Origin of the sequence: Bifidobacterium apicola, assembly GCF_042846865.1 — a bacterium.
Classification (GTDB): Bacteria; Actinomycetota; Actinomycetes; order Actinomycetales; family Bifidobacteriaceae; genus Bombiscardovia; species Bombiscardovia apicola.
Map to the genome: position 1 here is coordinate 173070 of NZ_BAAFQQ010000001.1, position 17379 is coordinate 190448.

The window sequence follows — 17379 nt, forward strand, 5'->3', positions numbered from 1 at the left end:
TGATCTTGATTGGTGCGTGATTGCAGATATGAATGGGCTTGATCGCCGTTGTGCCGTCTTGGGCGACCCAATCAGCCATTCCCTTTCGCCTCTCTTGCATCGTTCAGCATATGCTGCACTGGGCCTAGACAGTTGGCACTATGACCGGGTGCGTATGAACGCTGGCGGTTTGTCGGACTTCATCCACGGTCTTGACCCGTCCTGGTCCGGTCTCAGCCTGACCATGCCCTTGAAGAGTGCTGTTGGCCCTTTGGGCACTTTTTGTGATTACTGGTCTGAGTCCTTGGGAGTGGCCAATACGGCAGTCTTTGAGCAGGGTGATCCCGCGAACCGGGTGTCCCTGTACAACACAGACGTGGAGGGGATTGTAGCTGCCCTGCTGGAGGCTGCCGACCGCTGCCATGCTGACGGAGACCCTGACGAGCTGGCTGCCCTGCTGAAGGCTGCAGGACAGGGCCGACAGGACCAGCTTGCCGACAAATCGTATGGGGGAGCGCGGGCCCTGGTCATCGGCAACGGGAACACAGCTGAGTCCGCCTTCTGCGCCTTGAAGCTGCTAGGGGTCAAGCGTGCGGATCTGCTGGCCCGCAACCCAGCGCATTGCAACCACATGCTGGATCTTGCCTCCCGGTTGGGTCTGCCCACTCCGGCCGTCGTCGCTATGGATCAGGACGAAAAGGCCAAAAGGACCCTGGCCGCGGCCGATATTGTCGTCTCAACCCTGCCCTCAGGTGCAGCCGACCCCCTGGCCGATCTGCTCAGCACAGCTGAAACCAGCGAGGCCGGGACTCCCGGCGTTAATGGTTTGCACAGCAAACCCGCCGATGCAAAGGACGCCAATGCCGAGGAGCATCTTGGCCCGGTCCTGCTGGATGTGGTCTATGACCCTCGGCCCACTCCGCTCATGAGGGCCTTTTGCAGAATGCCAGGTGCACGCGCCATCAGTGGTGAGCGAATGCTGCTTTATCAAGCTGTGCGTCAGGTGGCACTGATGACCGACCGACCTTTAGCCGCTGTTCCGGCGGCTGCTATGGACCAAGCTCTAAGGCAGGCATGACCATGACCACTGAAAAACCGCCCTTCGCAGGCTTCGAGGTGCTTCTGATCACCGGCATGTCTGGCGCAGGTCGCTCTCGGGCCGCCGATTCCATGGAAGACATGGGCTGGTATGTAGTCGACAACATGCCCCCGCGCCTGTTGGTGCCTTTGGTCGACATGATGACTTCGGCAAGAAGCTCCCTGCACCGCCTGGCTGCCGTTATCGACGTCCGGTCCCGTTCCTATTTCGATGATCTGTCGGCAGTACTCAGCCATCTGGACGACTTGGGCGTGCGTTGCCGCATTCTTTTTTTGGATGCCTCCGACCAGGTTCTGGTCAAGCGTTATGAATCCGTCCGCCGTCCCCACCCTCTGCAGGGATCGGGCCGCCTGATCGACGGCATCCACGAGGAGCGCCGTCTGCTGAACAGTCTCAAAGAACGCGCTGACATGGTCATCGACACCTCTAATCTGAGCATCCATCAGCTCTCCACTCGCCTCTATGAAATGGTCTTGGGCTCCGGCCCGACCACCGTGGGCGTGCACATTATGAGCTTCGGATTCAAGTACGGCCTGCCCATCGATGCCGATTTCGTCGCGGATGTGCGCTTCCTGCCCAACCCTTACTGGGTCCCCGAGCTGCGGGACCTGAATGGCCATGATGGCCCGGTCCGGGACTATGTGATGGCCAGCAAGGGCGCCAAGGAATTTCTGGATGCATATACCACTGCCATTCTGACCGCTCTCAGCGGCTACGCGCGTGAGGACAAGCATTATGTGACCATCGCCTTCGGCTGCACTGGTGGACAGCATCGCTCAGTGGCCATGGCCGACGCTCTGGCCGCCCGCTTGCGGTCCCGGGGAATGGAGGTGACCGTCTCTGCTCGCGAGCTTCCGCACCGTCCCCGCGGATAGCCAAAGGCGCAATTTGTCCACGATATTCGATATCACAGTAATCCGGTGGTCGGCACGGCAGGTGTGTCATGCGGCCAAGAAGTATTCATTTTTCAGTATTTTTTCGTAGGAGGACGGCTCTTGGCCCTACTTGATGATGTCAAAAGCGAGCTGGCCGCGATTGACAACGAACCCCCCTCTGCCAAGAAAGCGCAATCGGCGGCCATGATCCGCTTCGGCGGCGGCCTGCACATCATTCAACGTCATATTGTGGTGGAAGCGCAATTCGACTCCCTGCCAGCAGCGCAGTGGTTGCAGAGCACCATCAGGGACGTATACGGCCATGAATCCGATCTGATCCAGGTCAAGCGGCAGGCCCCTACCGGCAACCTGACCCGCTACTCGGTCCGCGTGCTGAAGGCAGGCGGCGCCCTGGCGCTGCAGACCGGCCTGTTGGACCGTCGCAAGCATCCGGTTCGCGGCCTGCCCGCCGACATCGTCTCCGGCAATATCGCCCAGGTCAAGGCCGCCTGGCGCGGAGCCTTCCTGGCCCACGGCGAGCTGTCCGACCCTGGCAAGGCCTCATACCTGGAGATTGTCTGCCCCGGATCCGAGGCAGCACTAGCTCTGGTAGGTGCCGCACGCCGCCTGGGCATCAACGCCAAGGCCCGCCAGGTACGCAGCTCTGAACGTGTCACCCTGCGAGACCCCGATGTAATCGAACGCATGCTCAACCTGATGGGAGCGCCCAAATCCTCCAGGGAGTGGACAGGCAAGCGCAGCGACGGGGAATCCCGCGGCAAGGCCAACCGACTGGCCAACTTCGATGATGCCAATATGCGCAGGTCCGCCAAGGCCGCCGTCGAGGCCAGTGCCAAGGTCACCAAGGCATTCCAGATTCTGGGCGACGACATCCCCGAGAATCTGCGTGCAGCCGGCCAGCTTCGTCTGGACCACAGGGAAGCCTCCCTTGAAGAACTGGGTCGTCTGGCCGACCCGCCAGTCACCAAGGACGCCATCGCCGGACGCATCCGCCGTCTGCTGCAGCTGGCCACCAAGGTGGAAAAGAAGAAGGCCGAGGAGCTCGCCAAACAAGAGTGAGATATCTCACACAGGTCGGTCTGCCTGAGTACCATGGCAGGGGAGCGGGCGCATGGACCCGCAGTCAGAAAGGATACGCATGAAAACACTGAAGAGCCTCGGTGATCTCAAGGGCAAGCGCGTGCTCGTCCGCGCGGACTTCAACGTGCCGCTGGATGGCACCACCATTATGGACGACGGCCGCATCCGCGCCGCCTTGCCGACCATCGAGCAGCTTCGTGGCCAGGGTGCCAAGGTCATTCTCATGGCCCATCTGGGTCGTCCTAAGGGCAAGGTCGTTCCCGAGCTCAGCCTGGCTCCCGTGGCTGCTCGGCTGGGCGAGCTGTTGGGCGTGCAGGTTCCCCTGGCCGAGGACACCTACGGTCCTGATGCCCATGCCAAGGTGTCCGCCATGAATGACGGCGACGTGGTCCTGCTGCAGAACGTGCGCTACAACCCCGAGGAGACCAGCAAGGACGAGTCCGAGCGTGATGCCTATGCCCGCAAGATCGCCGATTTGGGCGATGTCTTCGTCTCTGACGGCTTCGGCGTGGTCCACCGCGCCCAGGGTTCCAACTACTCCGTGGCCAAGTTCCTGCCCTCTGCCGCAGGTCTGCTGGTCGAGAAGGAGGTCAAGGCCCTGTCCAAGGCGACCGAGGACCCCGACCGGCCCTTCACTGTGGTTCTGGGCGGATCCAAGGTCTCCGACAAGCTGGGCGTCATCGAGAATCTGCTCAGCAAGGCCGATCGTCTGATCATCGGCGGCGGCATGGTCTTCACCTTCCTCAAGGCTGAGGGACATGAGGTCGGAGCCTCTCTGCTTGAGGAGGATCAGGTCGACACCGTCAAGGGTTACATCGCCACCGCGCGCGAGAAGGGCGTGGAGCTGGTCCTGCCCACCGACATCGTGGTAGCTGACGAGTTCAAGGCGGATTCGCCTCACCAGGTGGTTCCTGCTGACGGCATCCCCGCAGACAAGATGGGCCTGGACATCGGTCCTGACTCCCAGAAGCTCTTCCACGACAAGATCGTGGACTCCAAGACCGTGGTCTGGAACGGGCCCATGGGCGTCTTCGAGTTCCCGGCCTTCGCCGATGGCACCCGGGCTGTGGCTCAGGGGCTGGTAGACGCCACCAAGGCCGGAGCTTTCACCATCGTCGGCGGCGGCGACTCTGCCTCGGCCGTGCGCAACCTGGGCTTCCCTGAAGATGGCTTCTCGCACATCTCCACCGGCGGCGGCGCCTCCCTGGAGTTCCTTGAGGGCAAGGAGCTTCCGGGTCTGAAGGTGCTGGAGTAAAATCGGCAAGCAGACGGGCAATGCCGGGTCACCGGATTTCGCATCCGGCGACCCGGCATTGCTGTTGTTGAGCGGATGAAAGGTCTGGTATGGCACGCATTCCCCTGGTGGCCGGCAATTGGAAGATGAACTTCGACCACCTGGAAGCCACCTATTTCGTGCAGAAGCTGGCCTGGCTCCTGCGCGACGCCCACTTCGACCGAAGGCGTTGTCAGGTGGCTCTGATGCCCGCTTTCACTGCTTTGCGTTCCGTCCAGGTTCTCGTAGAAGCCGACAACCTGCCCATCGAATACGGAGCTCAAGCTGTCTCGGTCACTGCTCAAGGGGCCTTTACCGGGGATGTCTCCGCCGACATGCTGGCCCAGCTGGGCTGCAGCTACGTCATCGTAGGCCATTCCGAGCGGCGTAAGTACCATCCAGAGGACGACGCCAACATCGTTGATCAGGTTCGCGCTGTTCTGGCTGCGGGCATGAAGCCCATCCTCTGCGTGGGCGAAAGTTACGAGGAACGCCGCCAAGGGATTCAACTGGACTTCGCTGTAGGCCAGGTCAATGACGTTACTCGTGACCTGGCCAAGGAGGACATGGATAACCTGATCGTGGCCTACGAACCGGTCTGGGCCATTGGCACCGGCATGGTGGCCACCCCTGATACTGCCCAGCAGGCAGCCCAGGCCATCCGCAACCATATAGCCGACAAATTCGGAGAGCCAGCAGGCCAGGCTGTGCGTATCCTCTACGGCGGCTCGGTCACCTCCAAGAATGCCTCCCAGATGATCGGCCAGCCGGACGTGGACGGTTTTCTTGTGGGCGGCGCATCCTTGGATGTGGAGGAATTCGCTCGCATCGTGCGACTGACTGCTAAGCGCTGATGCGTTTTTCGCCGGGTGTCTGTATACTTGTTCCCAGTTCCTTACATGGAGGTATGTGCCGTGACCATTCTCAAGATAGCGCTTGAAATCGTCGTCATCATCACCAGCATCCTGTTGACCCTGCTGATTTTGCTGCACAAGGGCAAGGGCGGCGGCTTGTCCGACATGTTCGGCGGTGGCATCGGCTCCAGCGCAGGTACCTCCGGCGTAGCCGAGAAGAACCTGAACCGGCTGACCATTATTGTGGCCTTGATCTGGGTGGCTATCATTATCGCCTTGGATCTTATTTCCAAGTACAAGCTGGCTTGATTACGGCAGCTAATACCTGACCCCGGCATCGACCGGGGTTTTTCCATATTCGCTTGGCATTTCCTATAGCTGTTGGTCGTGCCGACCTGCCAGCGTCTTTTACATCATGGTTTGTCATGTCGTTTTCCTGCGGAGCTTTACAGGGCAGAGCTTCATGTTCACCTGCCTTGTTCCATGATGCACAGCAAACCGTTCTTGCGGGAGAGGATCCTTTTATCAGCTGGGTCGTTGAGTAGAGCAATTGAGTGATTGCACGCCTGGAGCCAATTTAATTGGTGAATTTTACTGAAATCATATTGTGCACTGGTTCTCACAAGCTGGTTATGCGCAAACTCTGTTTTCTTCATTGATAGTACAAGCTCATAGTCCTTGACTATTACCACAATATGTCATTCACAATGCACCAATAATCCAACGACTCAGCTTCCTGGCCTATAGAGTGAATAAGGGTATGCCGAACGAGTGGCACACCACACAATGTCGTGCAAGCTAAGCAAGCGAAAGGATGTGCTCATGGCTGAGCAAGCTGCACCGAGTCTGGAGGGTTGGTTCTGCCTTCATCTCTTCTGGAAAATCAATTGGACCAAGTGGCGCCGAGTGCCGCAGGGCGAACGCCGGGAATGCCTGGATGAGTTCAAGGCCCTGGCTGCAAAGCTGGACGCGATTCAGTCCAAGGGCGAGGGAAGCCACTACTGGTGCCAGGTCAATGGGCAAAAGGCTGACTTGGGCTTGATGGTCCTCAGAGAGACCCTGGATCAGCTGCAGGAGGTAGAGACCGACCTGGAGAAGCTCCACCTGTCTGATTACCTGGAGCCGACCATCTCCTATGTATCGGTCACTGAGGTGGGTCTCTACTCGGGCAAGCCGACCACGGATCGTGGGTGGTCCTATGTCAAAGCAAGCCTCCATCCCAAGACGCCAGACAAGCCCTACCTCTGCTTCTATCCCATGTCGAAGACCCGCGTCCCCGGAGCCAACTGGTACACGCTGCCCTACGACCAGCGCAAGGCCTACATGCATGACCACGGCAAGATCGGCCGCTCCTACGCCGGCAAGGTCTCCATCATCCTGACAGGCTCCATCGGCCTGGACGACTACGAGTGGGGCGTCACCCTGTTCGCCGACGACCCCGTCCAGTTCAAGAAGATCGTCACCGAGATGCGCTACATCGAAGCCAGCTCCATCTACGGCGAATTCCCCTACTTCCTGGTAGGCACCAAGACCGATCCTGAGCGCATCGACAGGCTGCTCACGGACCAGATGGGACAGTAACACCATGTCGACAAGAGAGAGAAGATCGATCCTTTCCACGCCCATATGGTTCTTCATGGTCATCGTTTTCATCACCCAGCTGGATGGGGGAGCGGTGCCTACCATGCTGCCGTCCATCACTCGGACCTTCGGCCTGACCACCATGGGCTCCTCCTGGATGGTCGGACTCTACACCCTGGGCCTGGTGGTGGGCACCCCCATCACCTCCAACCTCTCCGACGCCCATGGAACCAGGAAGGTCTTCCTCTGGGAACTGGCCTTCTGGTTCGTTGGATGTCTGATGACGGCGGTCTCGCCCAACTATGCGGTCATGCTGCTGGGCCGGTTCATCCAGTCCCTGGGAGACAGCGGCATCATGGTCCTGTCCATGAACGTCCTTCTGCAGCGCGCCCGCAGGAACAACCAGGGCAGGAAGGTCTCCACGGTGGGCATCATCGCCGGTCTTTCCGCCATGGTTAGCCCGGTCCTTTCAGGCATGCTCCTGGGCATCACCCACGGATGGCGGGCCTACTACTTCATGATGCTGCCCTTCCTGGCCATCTTGTTCATCCTGGCCTGGTTCATGATGGGCGACTCCCAGACCGACCGCGCCTGGAAGACCGACTACCTGGGCTTGGGCTCCTTCAGCATCGCTCTGGCCCTGCTGATGGTGGCGATCACCTTCCTCCAGTACGGCACCACCTACATAGCCCTGATCATCGAATGCCTCCTGGTCGCAGTGGTGGCCGGCGCGATCTTCCTGGTGCATGAGCGCAACCTGGGCGACGCCAAGGACACCATGCCCTTCCTGCCCATCCGCCTGCTGAAGCTGCCCTCCTATGGGCTCACCCTGCTGCTGGGGATGCTGGGAGGCATGTTCTTCTCCCTCTTCGTCTACATTCCAACCTATGTCCACTCCGTCTTCGGGCTTCCGGTCCGCTCGGCCGGCATGGTCATGGTCGGCGTCGGGCTGGGCTCCGTGGTCGGATCCTGGCTGGGCGGGCTCCTGGTCGACAAGTTCGGTTACCGGACCACGCTCGTTTTTTCATCGTCGCTGATAGGCCTGATGGCCCTGGTGATCACCCTGACCCTGCACAACCTGCAGCTCTTCATGGTCCTGTCCTTCCTGATGGGGGTGGGCATGGGCTCCATGATGTCCTCGCCGCTCCAGGTCATCGCCGGAAGGCTGGCCGGACCCGAGAACCGTATGCAGACCATTGGCGGGCTGTCGGCCTGCAAGAAGATCGGCACCACCATCGCCCCCCTGCTCTTCGCCTCGGCCATTGAACTGGGCAAGGTGGGCGGAAAGGCCGGACTGGCCTCCTACAGGAACATGTTCCTGGTGGTCATCGTCATAGCCCTGGTCAATATCGGCCTGACATACTGCATTCCATTTTCACAGAAAGAAGTTGCTCATGACTGAACCTACAGCTGTCCTCCTCATGGCTTACGGCACCCCCTACCAGGAGTCCGACATCAAGGGGTACTACACCAATATCCGCCATGGGGAGGAGCCGCCCAAGCCGCTCATGGACCAGCTGGTCGGCCGCTACAAGGCCATCGGCCTGCCCTCGCCCCTGGCCAAGATCACCACGGCCCAGCGCGACGGTCTCCAGGCTGCGCTGAACAAGGCCCACCCCGGTGCCTACAAGGTCTACGAAGGCCTGAAATACATCGCCCCCTTCATCAAGGACGCCGTCGACCAGATTGCAGCCGATGGCATCAACAAGGTTATTGGCCTGCCCCTGGCCCCGCAATACTCCTCCTATTCGAGCGAGGACTACCACAACCGTGCCCGTAAGGCCGTCGAAACCCACCCGGGCATGGAATACCTGCCGGTTCGGTCCTGGTGGAACCACCACCAGCTGATCCACTTCTGGAGCGATCAGCTGGTGGCCAAAAAGGAGTTGACCGACCGGCCGGATACCAAGGTGATATTCAGCGCCCACTCCCTTCCCCTGCGCATCATTCAGGGAGGCGACCCCTACAAGGATGAAGTCATTGGCCTAACCAATGCCGTGGCTCAGGCAGCCGGTCTCAACGAGGATCAGTACGTGCTGGCCTGGCAGTCGGCAGGCCGTACCGAAGAACCCTGGATCGGGCCTGATTTCGTCTCCGTTGCCCAGGACCTGATTGTCAACCGTGATATAAAGGCCATCGTTTCGGCGTCCATCGGCTTCATCGCCGACAATCTGGAGATCTGCTATGACGTTGATCAGGAGTTGTCCAAGGCCATCCAGTCCGCGGGCGGAACCCTGACCAGGCTCAACATGCCCAATGATGATCCTGCCTTGATTTCCACCCTATTAGAAGTTGTTGGAGAGATGGCGGAAACCATAGGAATGGCGGAAAGCTGAGCAGAAATCAGCTGAGACTTTGCTAACTGTTGTTCCATCGGGAAAATACTGCTCTTATGCAATTACAGATCCCTGCCTTTATGTAATGCGTATTTGTCATAAAGGCAGGGATCTTCCAAACGGACAACAATGCAGTAAAAATACTGATCGTATTTGCTCTCACGTTGCGGATGTCTCAAAGAGAGAAAAACATAATTCCCTCGTATTTAATTAATCTTTAGATTTACCTACACAGATTTACCAGATAATTCGAATCGACTTGCTTCGATACATGCATCAGGGGGGGGGGGGGGTATGACAATCTAAATTGGTTAGCAGACGATAAAGTCCACTTCTACTTTTTACATTTTAATAGTTTCAAGTCCACTTTATATTGCCTAGTGTAATCATATTGAAGTTCAACTATGAAAAGTGAAAATGCTAGGCAGACATCTACTATGTCTCTCTGATTCCATTGCAAAATAGATGGATGGAAAGGCTAGATTGCCTGTGCATTGGCTTGTATAGTATAAAAACCATCTGTTCGCTTTACCAGAAAGTTGAGAGACGCTCTAATTAGCCATCAACATTGCGAACCAGAATAATCGTGTGCTATACTCGCTGTAGGTTAGTTTGTGTTGGGTATCTTGCTTGATTCAGGGGAGTGAATCAGGCGTATAGACCTTTAGGTCTAGAAGATCTAGCTGGAGAGGTTGTTATATGGCTTCTGTTAGAGGTAATATACGTAAAATTGCTACGGCATTGATTATAGTTGTTGCATTGATTGCAGGTATGTTAGGTGGAGTTACATCTGCTCAAGCAGACACACAAGTGACCTCTGCTCCAACGGAAAATAGCACCGGGGGGGGGGGGGCCTTCAACTCAGTCAGTAGATAAGCCAGAGTCAACTACTACTGACAATTCTTCGACCGTAAGCAGTCAAACAAGCACCACTCATCCCGAACCAACAGAAGAGTCGCCGGCAAATTCCAATCAAAGCTCGACGCCCAAGGATTCTTCCTCACCATCAGTTCGTAGCGGTGAATTTCACAAAGTGGTATTTGATACAAATGGCGCTTTCACTCTAGCTCCTGAGGTTCAGGTGGTTCAGAATAATGCTGTTCCTGCTCGCCCATCCACAGACCCGTTAAAAACGGGATACAGGTTTGACGGTTGGTTCAATGGAAACGCTGGCTATGACTTCACTACACCCGTCACTACCGATATGATCCTGACCGCTCATTGGACAAGAGCAACAAGAGGGGAGTGGGGTCTGAATCCTGATCACGGTCCAGCTACGGGCGGTACCAAAGTCACGCTGACACCGCCGGAGGTGACGGACTCAGTTCAAATCAGCGCAGCACGTTTCCACTCTATGGCGCTCACCTCAAACGGAACGATCTATACATGGGGTCGCAATGATGGCGGAGCTCTTGGAGACGGCACGACAAGCGATAGGTCAAAACCGGTTAAAGTATTACAGCCTAAGTCAGTTCCATCCGACTTCAGATTCACTCAAATCAGCATGGGTTATCAGCATTCTGTGGCACTCGGCTCGGATGGTAATGCCTACGCATGGGGTAACAATGGTAACGGCGAGCTGGGAATAGGCTATAATTGGGGTAACAAGACAACCCCTGTCAAAGTGCTGCCTCCTGCCGGAGCGCCTGCCGATTTCAGGTACACGCAAATAGGTGCGGGTTATGGATATACCGCTGCGTTAGGGTCGGACGGGAACGCCTACGCTTGGGGAAGCGGCGACTGTGGTCATCTTGGTACCGACGACCATGGAAGTCGGTCGCGCGCAGGTAAAGTGAAGAGGCCTGCAGGCACGAATCCTGATTTCCGATTCACCCGCATCACTGTTGCCGAACATTCTGTTTTTGCTCTCGGTTCAGATGGAAACGCATATGCATGGGGGAAGAATAGCGATGGACAGCTGGGGGACGGAACAGAGTCCCAACGCTGGACACCAGTGAAAGTGATGAAGCCCTCATCATCTCCAGAAATAACTTATACTCAGATCAGCTGCATATATGGAAGTACTCTAGCTCTCGGCTCCGATGGGAATGCCTATGGCTGGGGCGCAAATGAAAGCGGACAATTAGGCAACGGAAACAAACGTGCAGCAGTATCAGCTGTCAAAGTTGCAGCACCTGCAACAGCTGCAAATGGTTTCCGGTATATTCAGGTCAGTGCAGGTCACTCACATTCTCTTGCCATTGGTTCCGATGGAAACGCCTACGCTTGGGGTAGCAATCAATATGGACGTTTGGGTAACGGCAGCAATACGTCAAGTACCACCCCGGTTAAAGTCAGATATCCGTCTGGTTCGGCTTCTGACTTCAAGTACACCCAGGTAAGCGCGGGAATCTTCCATTCAATGGCCACAGGATCTGACGGCAAGGTCCTTGCCTGGGGACGCAACACCGGTTATCAGGTCGGCAATGGCAACGATGACAATCAGTACAGTCCGGTTGCGGTTTCAACTCCAAAGGTTTCATCCGGTTCCTCAGATGGCATATCTGTAAGCAATGTCAGATTCGATGGTATAGATAGCATCACCGTCCCCGAAAAACAGGGTGATAGTACTTGGCTGGTTACCTCCCCTAAGCACGATAGCGGGGTCGTGGACGTAAGCATAGTTTGGACCTTCAACGGAAGCACCAGCATTGCACATCTTTCATACCAGTATGAGCAGAACTACTACACGGTTACATTTGATACAGCAGACGGACGGCCTGTCACTAGACAGCGAATCAAAGAAGGAGACTATGTCAAGAGACCGTCACCAGACCCGGTACGAAAGGGATGGCAGTTCGACGGCTGGTTCCTCAATACATCAAATATAGCCTATGACTTTGCCCGCCCAGTGACCGGCGATCTCACATTGACTGCCCATTGGTATTATTCCGGAGACTCTGGAAACAGCATCAAAGACAGGATGAATGGCAGTGCAGGCTTTGTAAGGGAGAACATAGGAAATTCGAATTGGAGCATGAAACCTACATCTGGACCCGAGTCCGGCGGCAATACAGTTCGTCTGCTACCACCTACTCCCAGAGGTGTTAGATTCTCATCAGTCTCCGTCGGAGATCATCATACTGTGGCAGTTGGTTCTGATGGCAATGTCTATGCCTGGGGAAGCAACAAATATGGGCAGTTGGGCAATGGAACTGTAGCTGATAGCGCTACGCCTCATGTAGCCAACAAACCTACAGGGAAAGATGATAGCTTTACATATATATCTGCAAAAGCGGGGGAAGACTTCACTGTCGCTCTGGGGAGTGATTATAAGATTTATGCATGGGGCAACAGACGCTGGGGACAACTCGGAGACTACAGTCATCAGTCCTCAAGCTCCATACCAGTGCAGGTCTTGACTCCAGGCAATATGACGTTTCAGCAGATTGATGCTGGAGCTACTCACGCTTTAGCAGTATCCATGGGAGGCAAAGAAGTCTGGGGCTGGGGAAATGCACAGTATGGTCGTTTAGGGAATGGAGATGGAGAAAACGCCACCTTCCGTTCTGATCCGTCTCAAACAAAGTTAACTCTTGACTACGGTGAAACAGTCAAGACCATAAGCGCAGGAAGTTGGCACTCGGTGGTTATCACTTCCAAAGGAAGAGCGCTGACATTTGGCTCGAGTAATTACGGTCAGTTGGGCTTAGGCAACCAGAACGACCAACTCCTCCCTGCTGAAGTGCCAAAACCCAATCAGGATACAAGCGTCAAGTTTACAGATGCTAGTGCAGGCGGGTCACATACACTTTTCCTTGGTTCGGACGGAAACGTTTACGGCGTGGGAATGAATTCGTGGGGACAGCTGGGCAATGGAAGACAAACCGAGGTGCAATTAACCCTGACGAGAATGCTCAAGCCGCAGAATGCACCCAATGTCAAGTACGTGAATCTGTCGGCGGGCGGATACCATTCCCTGATGCTTAGTAGTGACTATCAACTTTATGGTTGTGGTTATAACGGTTACGGTCAGCTCGGTAACAACTCCACCAACACAATGACAGTACCGGTCAAGGTATTTCAGCCTGACAACAAGCCCGATACTTTTAAGTATTTCCCTACGATTGATGCAGGGTTAGGTACATCAACCGTCAGTGCATTTATAGGTGAAGATGGTTATGTGTATTCATTTGGCAGCAATGAATTTAACGCATTAGGCAACAATCTTGTGCCTGACAAAGCCATAAGACCGGTTAGGGTTCTGTTCCCAGAGCGAGGTACGCTCACCGATATAATTTTCGATACGAATCATGGAACGATTCAAAATCACAACAGTGACGAATCATGGAATGTAATCGTTCCCGAACACAATCAGGGAGAAGTCTCAGTTACGGTGGTCTGGAATCTATCGGGCGTGCCACAAACAGACCAATACTTAACTTACAAATATTTACATGTCGGTTCTCTTCCGAAGGCGGGCGACTCAGGCATAATACCCCTCATTCTTACAGGATTTCTTGTGATGGGTGGCACTATTGCTGTCAGACGCTATCGTACGAACAGGATAGTGGGCAACAGCATAAGGACTCAACTTCATTCGTGACACTGGCCTCCTTTTGTTCTTAGCCCGAGTAAGAATCGGTGATCCATCCCAAGCGGCACCGATTAAAGGGACGGTCGTAATCCCCTTTGTTTATACGACCGTCCCTTATCTCTTTAGAAAATTGCAAGTGGCGCAATTAGAGGAATCTCAATTAGAAAGTCGCTAACCTAAGCGTAATGTCGAAGGTTCCATCCGGTTAATACTGGATGGAACCTTCGACATCGTGGAAATCTAGAAATCAGAATCGGATTCCCTAGACCTAAGGATCTCAGCCGTTGACGCGGTCGATGCCCTTCTGCACGTCGGAGAGGACCGAATCCCAGGAGTTGATGAAGGCGGCGACGCCATCGGCCTCCAGCTTGTCAGTCACGTCCTTGATGTTGATACCCAGGTCTGCCAGCTTCTGCATGATCTGGTGGCTCTCCTCATAGGTGCCCTCGATGGAGGGGGCGCCGTCGCCGTGAGCGGCCAGGGCCTCAAGGGTCTTCTCAGGCATGGTGTTGACCACGTCAGGGGCCACCAGCTCGTCCACGTACTTGCAGTCGGAGTAGGCGGCGTTCTTGGTGCCGGTGGAGGCCCAGAGCGGACGCTGGCGCTTAGCGCCCTTGGCTTCCAGATCGGCCCAGCGAGGATCCTTGTCGAAGGCCTTCTCGAAGAGTTCGTAGGCCAGGCGGGCGTTGGCCACAGCGGCCTTGCCCTCCAGGGACTTGGCCTCGTCAGAGCCGTTGGCCTCCAGCAGCTTGTCAACTGCAGTGTCCACGCGGGAGACGAAGAAGGAGGCGACCGAGCCGATGTGCTTCAGGTCCTTGCCGTTCTTGTCGGCCTGGGCGATGCCCTCGATGAAGGCGTCGATGACCTGCTGGTAGCGCTCCAGGGAGAAGATCAGGGTCACGTTGACCGAGATGCCCTTGGCCAGGGTGGCGGTGATGGCGGGCAGGCCCTCCAGGGTGGCAGGAATCTTGATGAAGGCGTTAGGCCGATCGACCTTGGCCCAAAGTTCCTCGGCCTGCTTCTCAGTCTCTTCGGTGTTGTGAGCCAGACGAGGATCAACCTCGATTGAGACACGTCCGTCCACGTAGTCGGTCTTCTCGGCAACCTCGCGGAAGATGTCAGTGGCGTTGCGCACGTCGGTGGTGGTCAGCTCGCGAACGGCGTCTTCGACATCGACCCGGCCCAGCTGCTTGAGCTGCTCATCGTAAGGCCCGACCTGGCTAAGGGCCTTCTGGAAAATTGAGGGGTTGGTGGTCACGCCCACCACATTGCGCTCGGCGATCAGCTGCTGCAGATTGCCCGACTCGATGCGGGTGCGGCTCAGATCGTCCAGCCAGATCGAGACACCTGAATCGCTGGTGCGCTGGGTGTTTGCATTTTCTGCCATCTTGTCACTCCTTATTTGGGTTCCCGATGGAATCACATTCACTATGCACTACCGGGAAGTGTTTTGCTGTATTCCCGCAGACCGCGTTTCGGGCGTGCCTGCAGGGGAGGGGGCCGGCGTCGCGGACGGCCCCCGATTGATCACGATGCCGGGTTCAGCGGGCCCGACGGACTTCCTCCAAGGAGGCCTGTGCTGCTTCGACCACATGATCGGCGGTGATGCCCAGGTCGCGCATGTTCTCGTCGCCGCTGCCCTGCAGGCCGAACTGCTCGATGGAGACGGGCTTGCCATAGCTGCCCAGGTACCTGTACCAGGGAGTGGCCAGTCCGGCCTCAACGGAGACGCGGGCCTTGACGGAGGCAGGTAGAACAGCTTCCTTGTACTCGTCGTCCTGCTCCTCGAACCACTCCAGCGAGGGCACGGAGATGACGCGGGCCTTGACGCCCTGCTCAGCCAGGGTCTTCGAGGCGGCCACAGCATGCTGCACCTCGGAGCCGGTGGCCATGATCAGCACATCCGGCTGGCCCTCGGTGTCGACCAGCACGTAGGCGCCCTTGCGCACGCCTTCGCGGGCCTTGGCCTTGGTCTCTTCCAGGGTGGGCACGCCCTGCCTGGTCAGGATCATGGCCGTGGGGTGGGTGTTGTCCTTCTCGAAGAAGGCGCGGTAGGCTTCAGCGGTCTCGTACTGATCGGCGGGGCGCACAACCTCCATCTGGGGGATGGCGCGCATGGCGGTCAGGTGCTCGATAGGCTGGTGGGTGGGGCCATCCTCGCCCAGGGCCACGGAGTCGTGGGTCCACACATACAGGTTGGGGATGTCCATCAGGGCGGCCAGGCGCACCGAGGGGCGCTCATAGTCGCTGAACTGGAAGAAGGTCCCGTTGTAGGGCCTGGTGTCCGAACCCAGCAGGATGCCGTTGGTGATGGCGCCCATGCCGAACTCGCGCACGCCGAAGTGCAGCTGGCGGCCGTACTTGCTGGCCTTGGGCCACTGGACGGTCTTGTCGGCCTCGGGGGCGAAGGAGACGGCACCGTTGATGTTGGTGTTGTTGGAGCCACCCAGATCGGCGGATCCACCCCAGAGCTCGGGCATGATGGGGGCTAAGGCGTTGATGACTGCGCCGGAGGCCTTGCGGGTAGCCACCTTGGAGCCGGGCTCGAAGCCAGCTTCCAGGTCATCGATGGCCTTGTCGAAGCCCTCGGGCAGCTTGCCAGCATGAATGCGGTCGTAGAGTGCAGCCTTATCAGGGTTGGCTTTACGCCAAGCTTGATACTTCTCGTCCCAAGCCTTATGGGCGGACAGACCGCGTGGGGCAACCTCGCGGGCGTGGGCCAGGGCCTCCTCGTCCACCTGGAAGCTCTGCTCCGGGTCGTAGCCCAAGGTCTTCTTCAGGGCGGCGACGGCCTCGGCACCCAAGGCTGAGCCATGGGCTGAAGGATCGTTGGTCTTGCCTGGGGTGGGCCAGGCCATCAGCGTATCCACCTTGATGAACTTGGGTCGGTCGGTGACCTGCTCGGCCTTTTCCAGAACTGCAGCCAGCCCCTCGACGTCCTCCTTGTAGGAGCCGTCGGGCTGGATGAAGCTGAACTCGTCGGTGTACCAGCCATAGGCCTGGTAGCGCTTGAGGATGTCCTCGCCCAGTGAGATGCGGGTGTCGCCCTCGATCTGGATGTGGTTGGCGTCGAAGATGACGGTCAGGTTACCCAAGCGCTGGTCGCCCGCCAGGGAGCTGGCCTCGGAGGAGACGCCCTCCTCGACGTCGCCCTCGCCGCAGATGACCCAGACTTTATGGTCGAAGGGGGACTGCCCCTCGGGCGCGTCCGGATCCAGCAGACCGCGCTGATAGCGTTGACCATAGGCGAAGCCCACAGCCGAAGCCAGACCCTGACCCAGCGGGCCGGTAGTCATCTCGATGCCGGGGGTCAGACCGTACTCTGGGTGGCCGGGGGTCCGGGTGCCAGCGGTCCGGAAGCGCTTCAGATCGTCCAAGGTCAGCCCGTACCCAGAGAAGTAGAGCTGTACATATTGGGTCAGCGAAGCGTGGCCGCCGGAAAGAATGAACCGATCGCGCCCAGCCCAGTTGGGGTCGTTGGGATCATGCCGAATGAAGTGCTGGTAGAGCGCATAAGCGATAGGCGCCAGTGAAATAGGGGAGCCGGGGTGGCCGCTTCCGGCCTTTTCGACTGCGTCAGCCGAGAGGACCTTGGCCATCTTGACAGCCCGCTCATCTAGTTCGGACCATGTGAAATCTGCCATATGGTGCTGCTTTCCTTCCAATCTAGAGGTCTTCATGTTCGACTTGTGTCGAAAATGTTCGATTACCTTCACATTGCGCTTCCATGGTATCGGTTTGAGA

12 protein-coding genes are annotated in these 17379 nt (G+C 57.2%); 10 read left to right on the top strand and 2 right to left on the bottom strand.

What is annotated here, in order from left to right; all coding sequences use genetic code 11:
* The first annotated feature begins 28 nt into the window (after positions 1-28).
* From ACGG9J_RS00710 to ACGG9J_RS00755, 10 genes are all read left to right on the top strand, one after another.
* Positions 29-1057, top strand: a complete 1029-nt coding sequence (locus tag ACGG9J_RS00710) for a shikimate dehydrogenase family protein (protein ID WP_390132709.1) — start codon at positions 29-31, stop codon at positions 1055-1057.
* A gap of 2 nt (positions 1058-1059) precedes the next feature.
* Complete coding sequence (gene rapZ, locus ACGG9J_RS00715; protein ID WP_390132712.1) at positions 1060-1953, top strand: RNase adapter RapZ; 894 nt, start codon at positions 1060-1062, stop codon at positions 1951-1953.
* 120 nt (positions 1954-2073) lie between these two features.
* Positions 2074-3033, top strand: coding sequence for a DNA-binding protein WhiA (gene whiA / locus ACGG9J_RS00720; protein WP_390132714.1), 960 nt, complete (start codon positions 2074-2076; stop codon positions 3031-3033).
* A 79-nt stretch (positions 3034-3112) separates the two neighbouring features.
* Entirely contained in the window at positions 3113-4309 is a 1197-nt protein-coding gene (locus ACGG9J_RS00725; RefSeq protein ID WP_390132716.1) for a phosphoglycerate kinase, read from the top strand.
* A gap of 89 nt (positions 4310-4398) precedes the next feature.
* Positions 4399-5181, top strand: a complete 783-nt coding sequence (gene tpiA, locus ACGG9J_RS00730; RefSeq protein WP_390132718.1) for a triose-phosphate isomerase — start codon at positions 4399-4401, stop codon at positions 5179-5181.
* Positions 5182-5241: 60 nt separating this feature from the next.
* Positions 5242-5490: a preprotein translocase subunit SecG gene (gene secG / locus ACGG9J_RS00735; protein ID WP_390132720.1), complete on the top strand. Its 249-nt coding sequence runs from the start codon at positions 5242-5244 to the stop codon at positions 5488-5490.
* 513 nt (positions 5491-6003) lie between these two features.
* Positions 6004-6762 (top strand): hydrogen peroxide-dependent heme synthase, encoded by a 759-nt coding sequence (gene hemQ / locus ACGG9J_RS00740; RefSeq protein WP_390132723.1) that lies wholly within the window; start codon positions 6004-6006, stop codon positions 6760-6762.
* A gap of 55 nt (positions 6763-6817) precedes the next feature.
* Complete coding sequence (locus ACGG9J_RS00745) at positions 6818-8164, top strand: MFS transporter (RefSeq protein WP_390132725.1); 1347 nt, start codon at positions 6818-6820, stop codon at positions 8162-8164.
* Positions 8157-9098, top strand: a complete 942-nt coding sequence (gene hemH, locus ACGG9J_RS00750) for a ferrochelatase (RefSeq protein ID WP_390132727.1) — start codon at positions 8157-8159, stop codon at positions 9096-9098. Before ACGG9J_RS00745 ends, hemH begins: the two co-directional genes overlap by 8 nt.
* A gap of 1033 nt (positions 9099-10131) precedes the next feature.
* Positions 10132-13644, top strand: a complete 3513-nt coding sequence (locus tag ACGG9J_RS00755; RefSeq protein ID WP_390132729.1) for an RCC1 domain-containing protein — start codon at positions 10132-10134, stop codon at positions 13642-13644.
* 268 nt (positions 13645-13912) lie between these two features.
* On the opposite strand, the gene tal is transcribed toward ACGG9J_RS00755, so the two are convergent.
* Together tal and tkt are read right to left on the bottom strand one after the other, a co-directional pair.
* Positions 13913-15022, bottom strand: a complete 1110-nt coding sequence (tal, locus tag ACGG9J_RS00760) for a transaldolase (RefSeq protein WP_390132731.1) — start codon at positions 15020-15022, stop codon at positions 13913-13915.
* A 154-nt stretch (positions 15023-15176) separates the two neighbouring features.
* Positions 15177-17279 (bottom strand): transketolase, encoded by a 2103-nt coding sequence (gene tkt, locus ACGG9J_RS00765; protein ID WP_390132733.1) that lies wholly within the window; start codon positions 17277-17279, stop codon positions 15177-15179.
* Between the last annotated feature and the right edge of the window lie 100 nt (positions 17280-17379).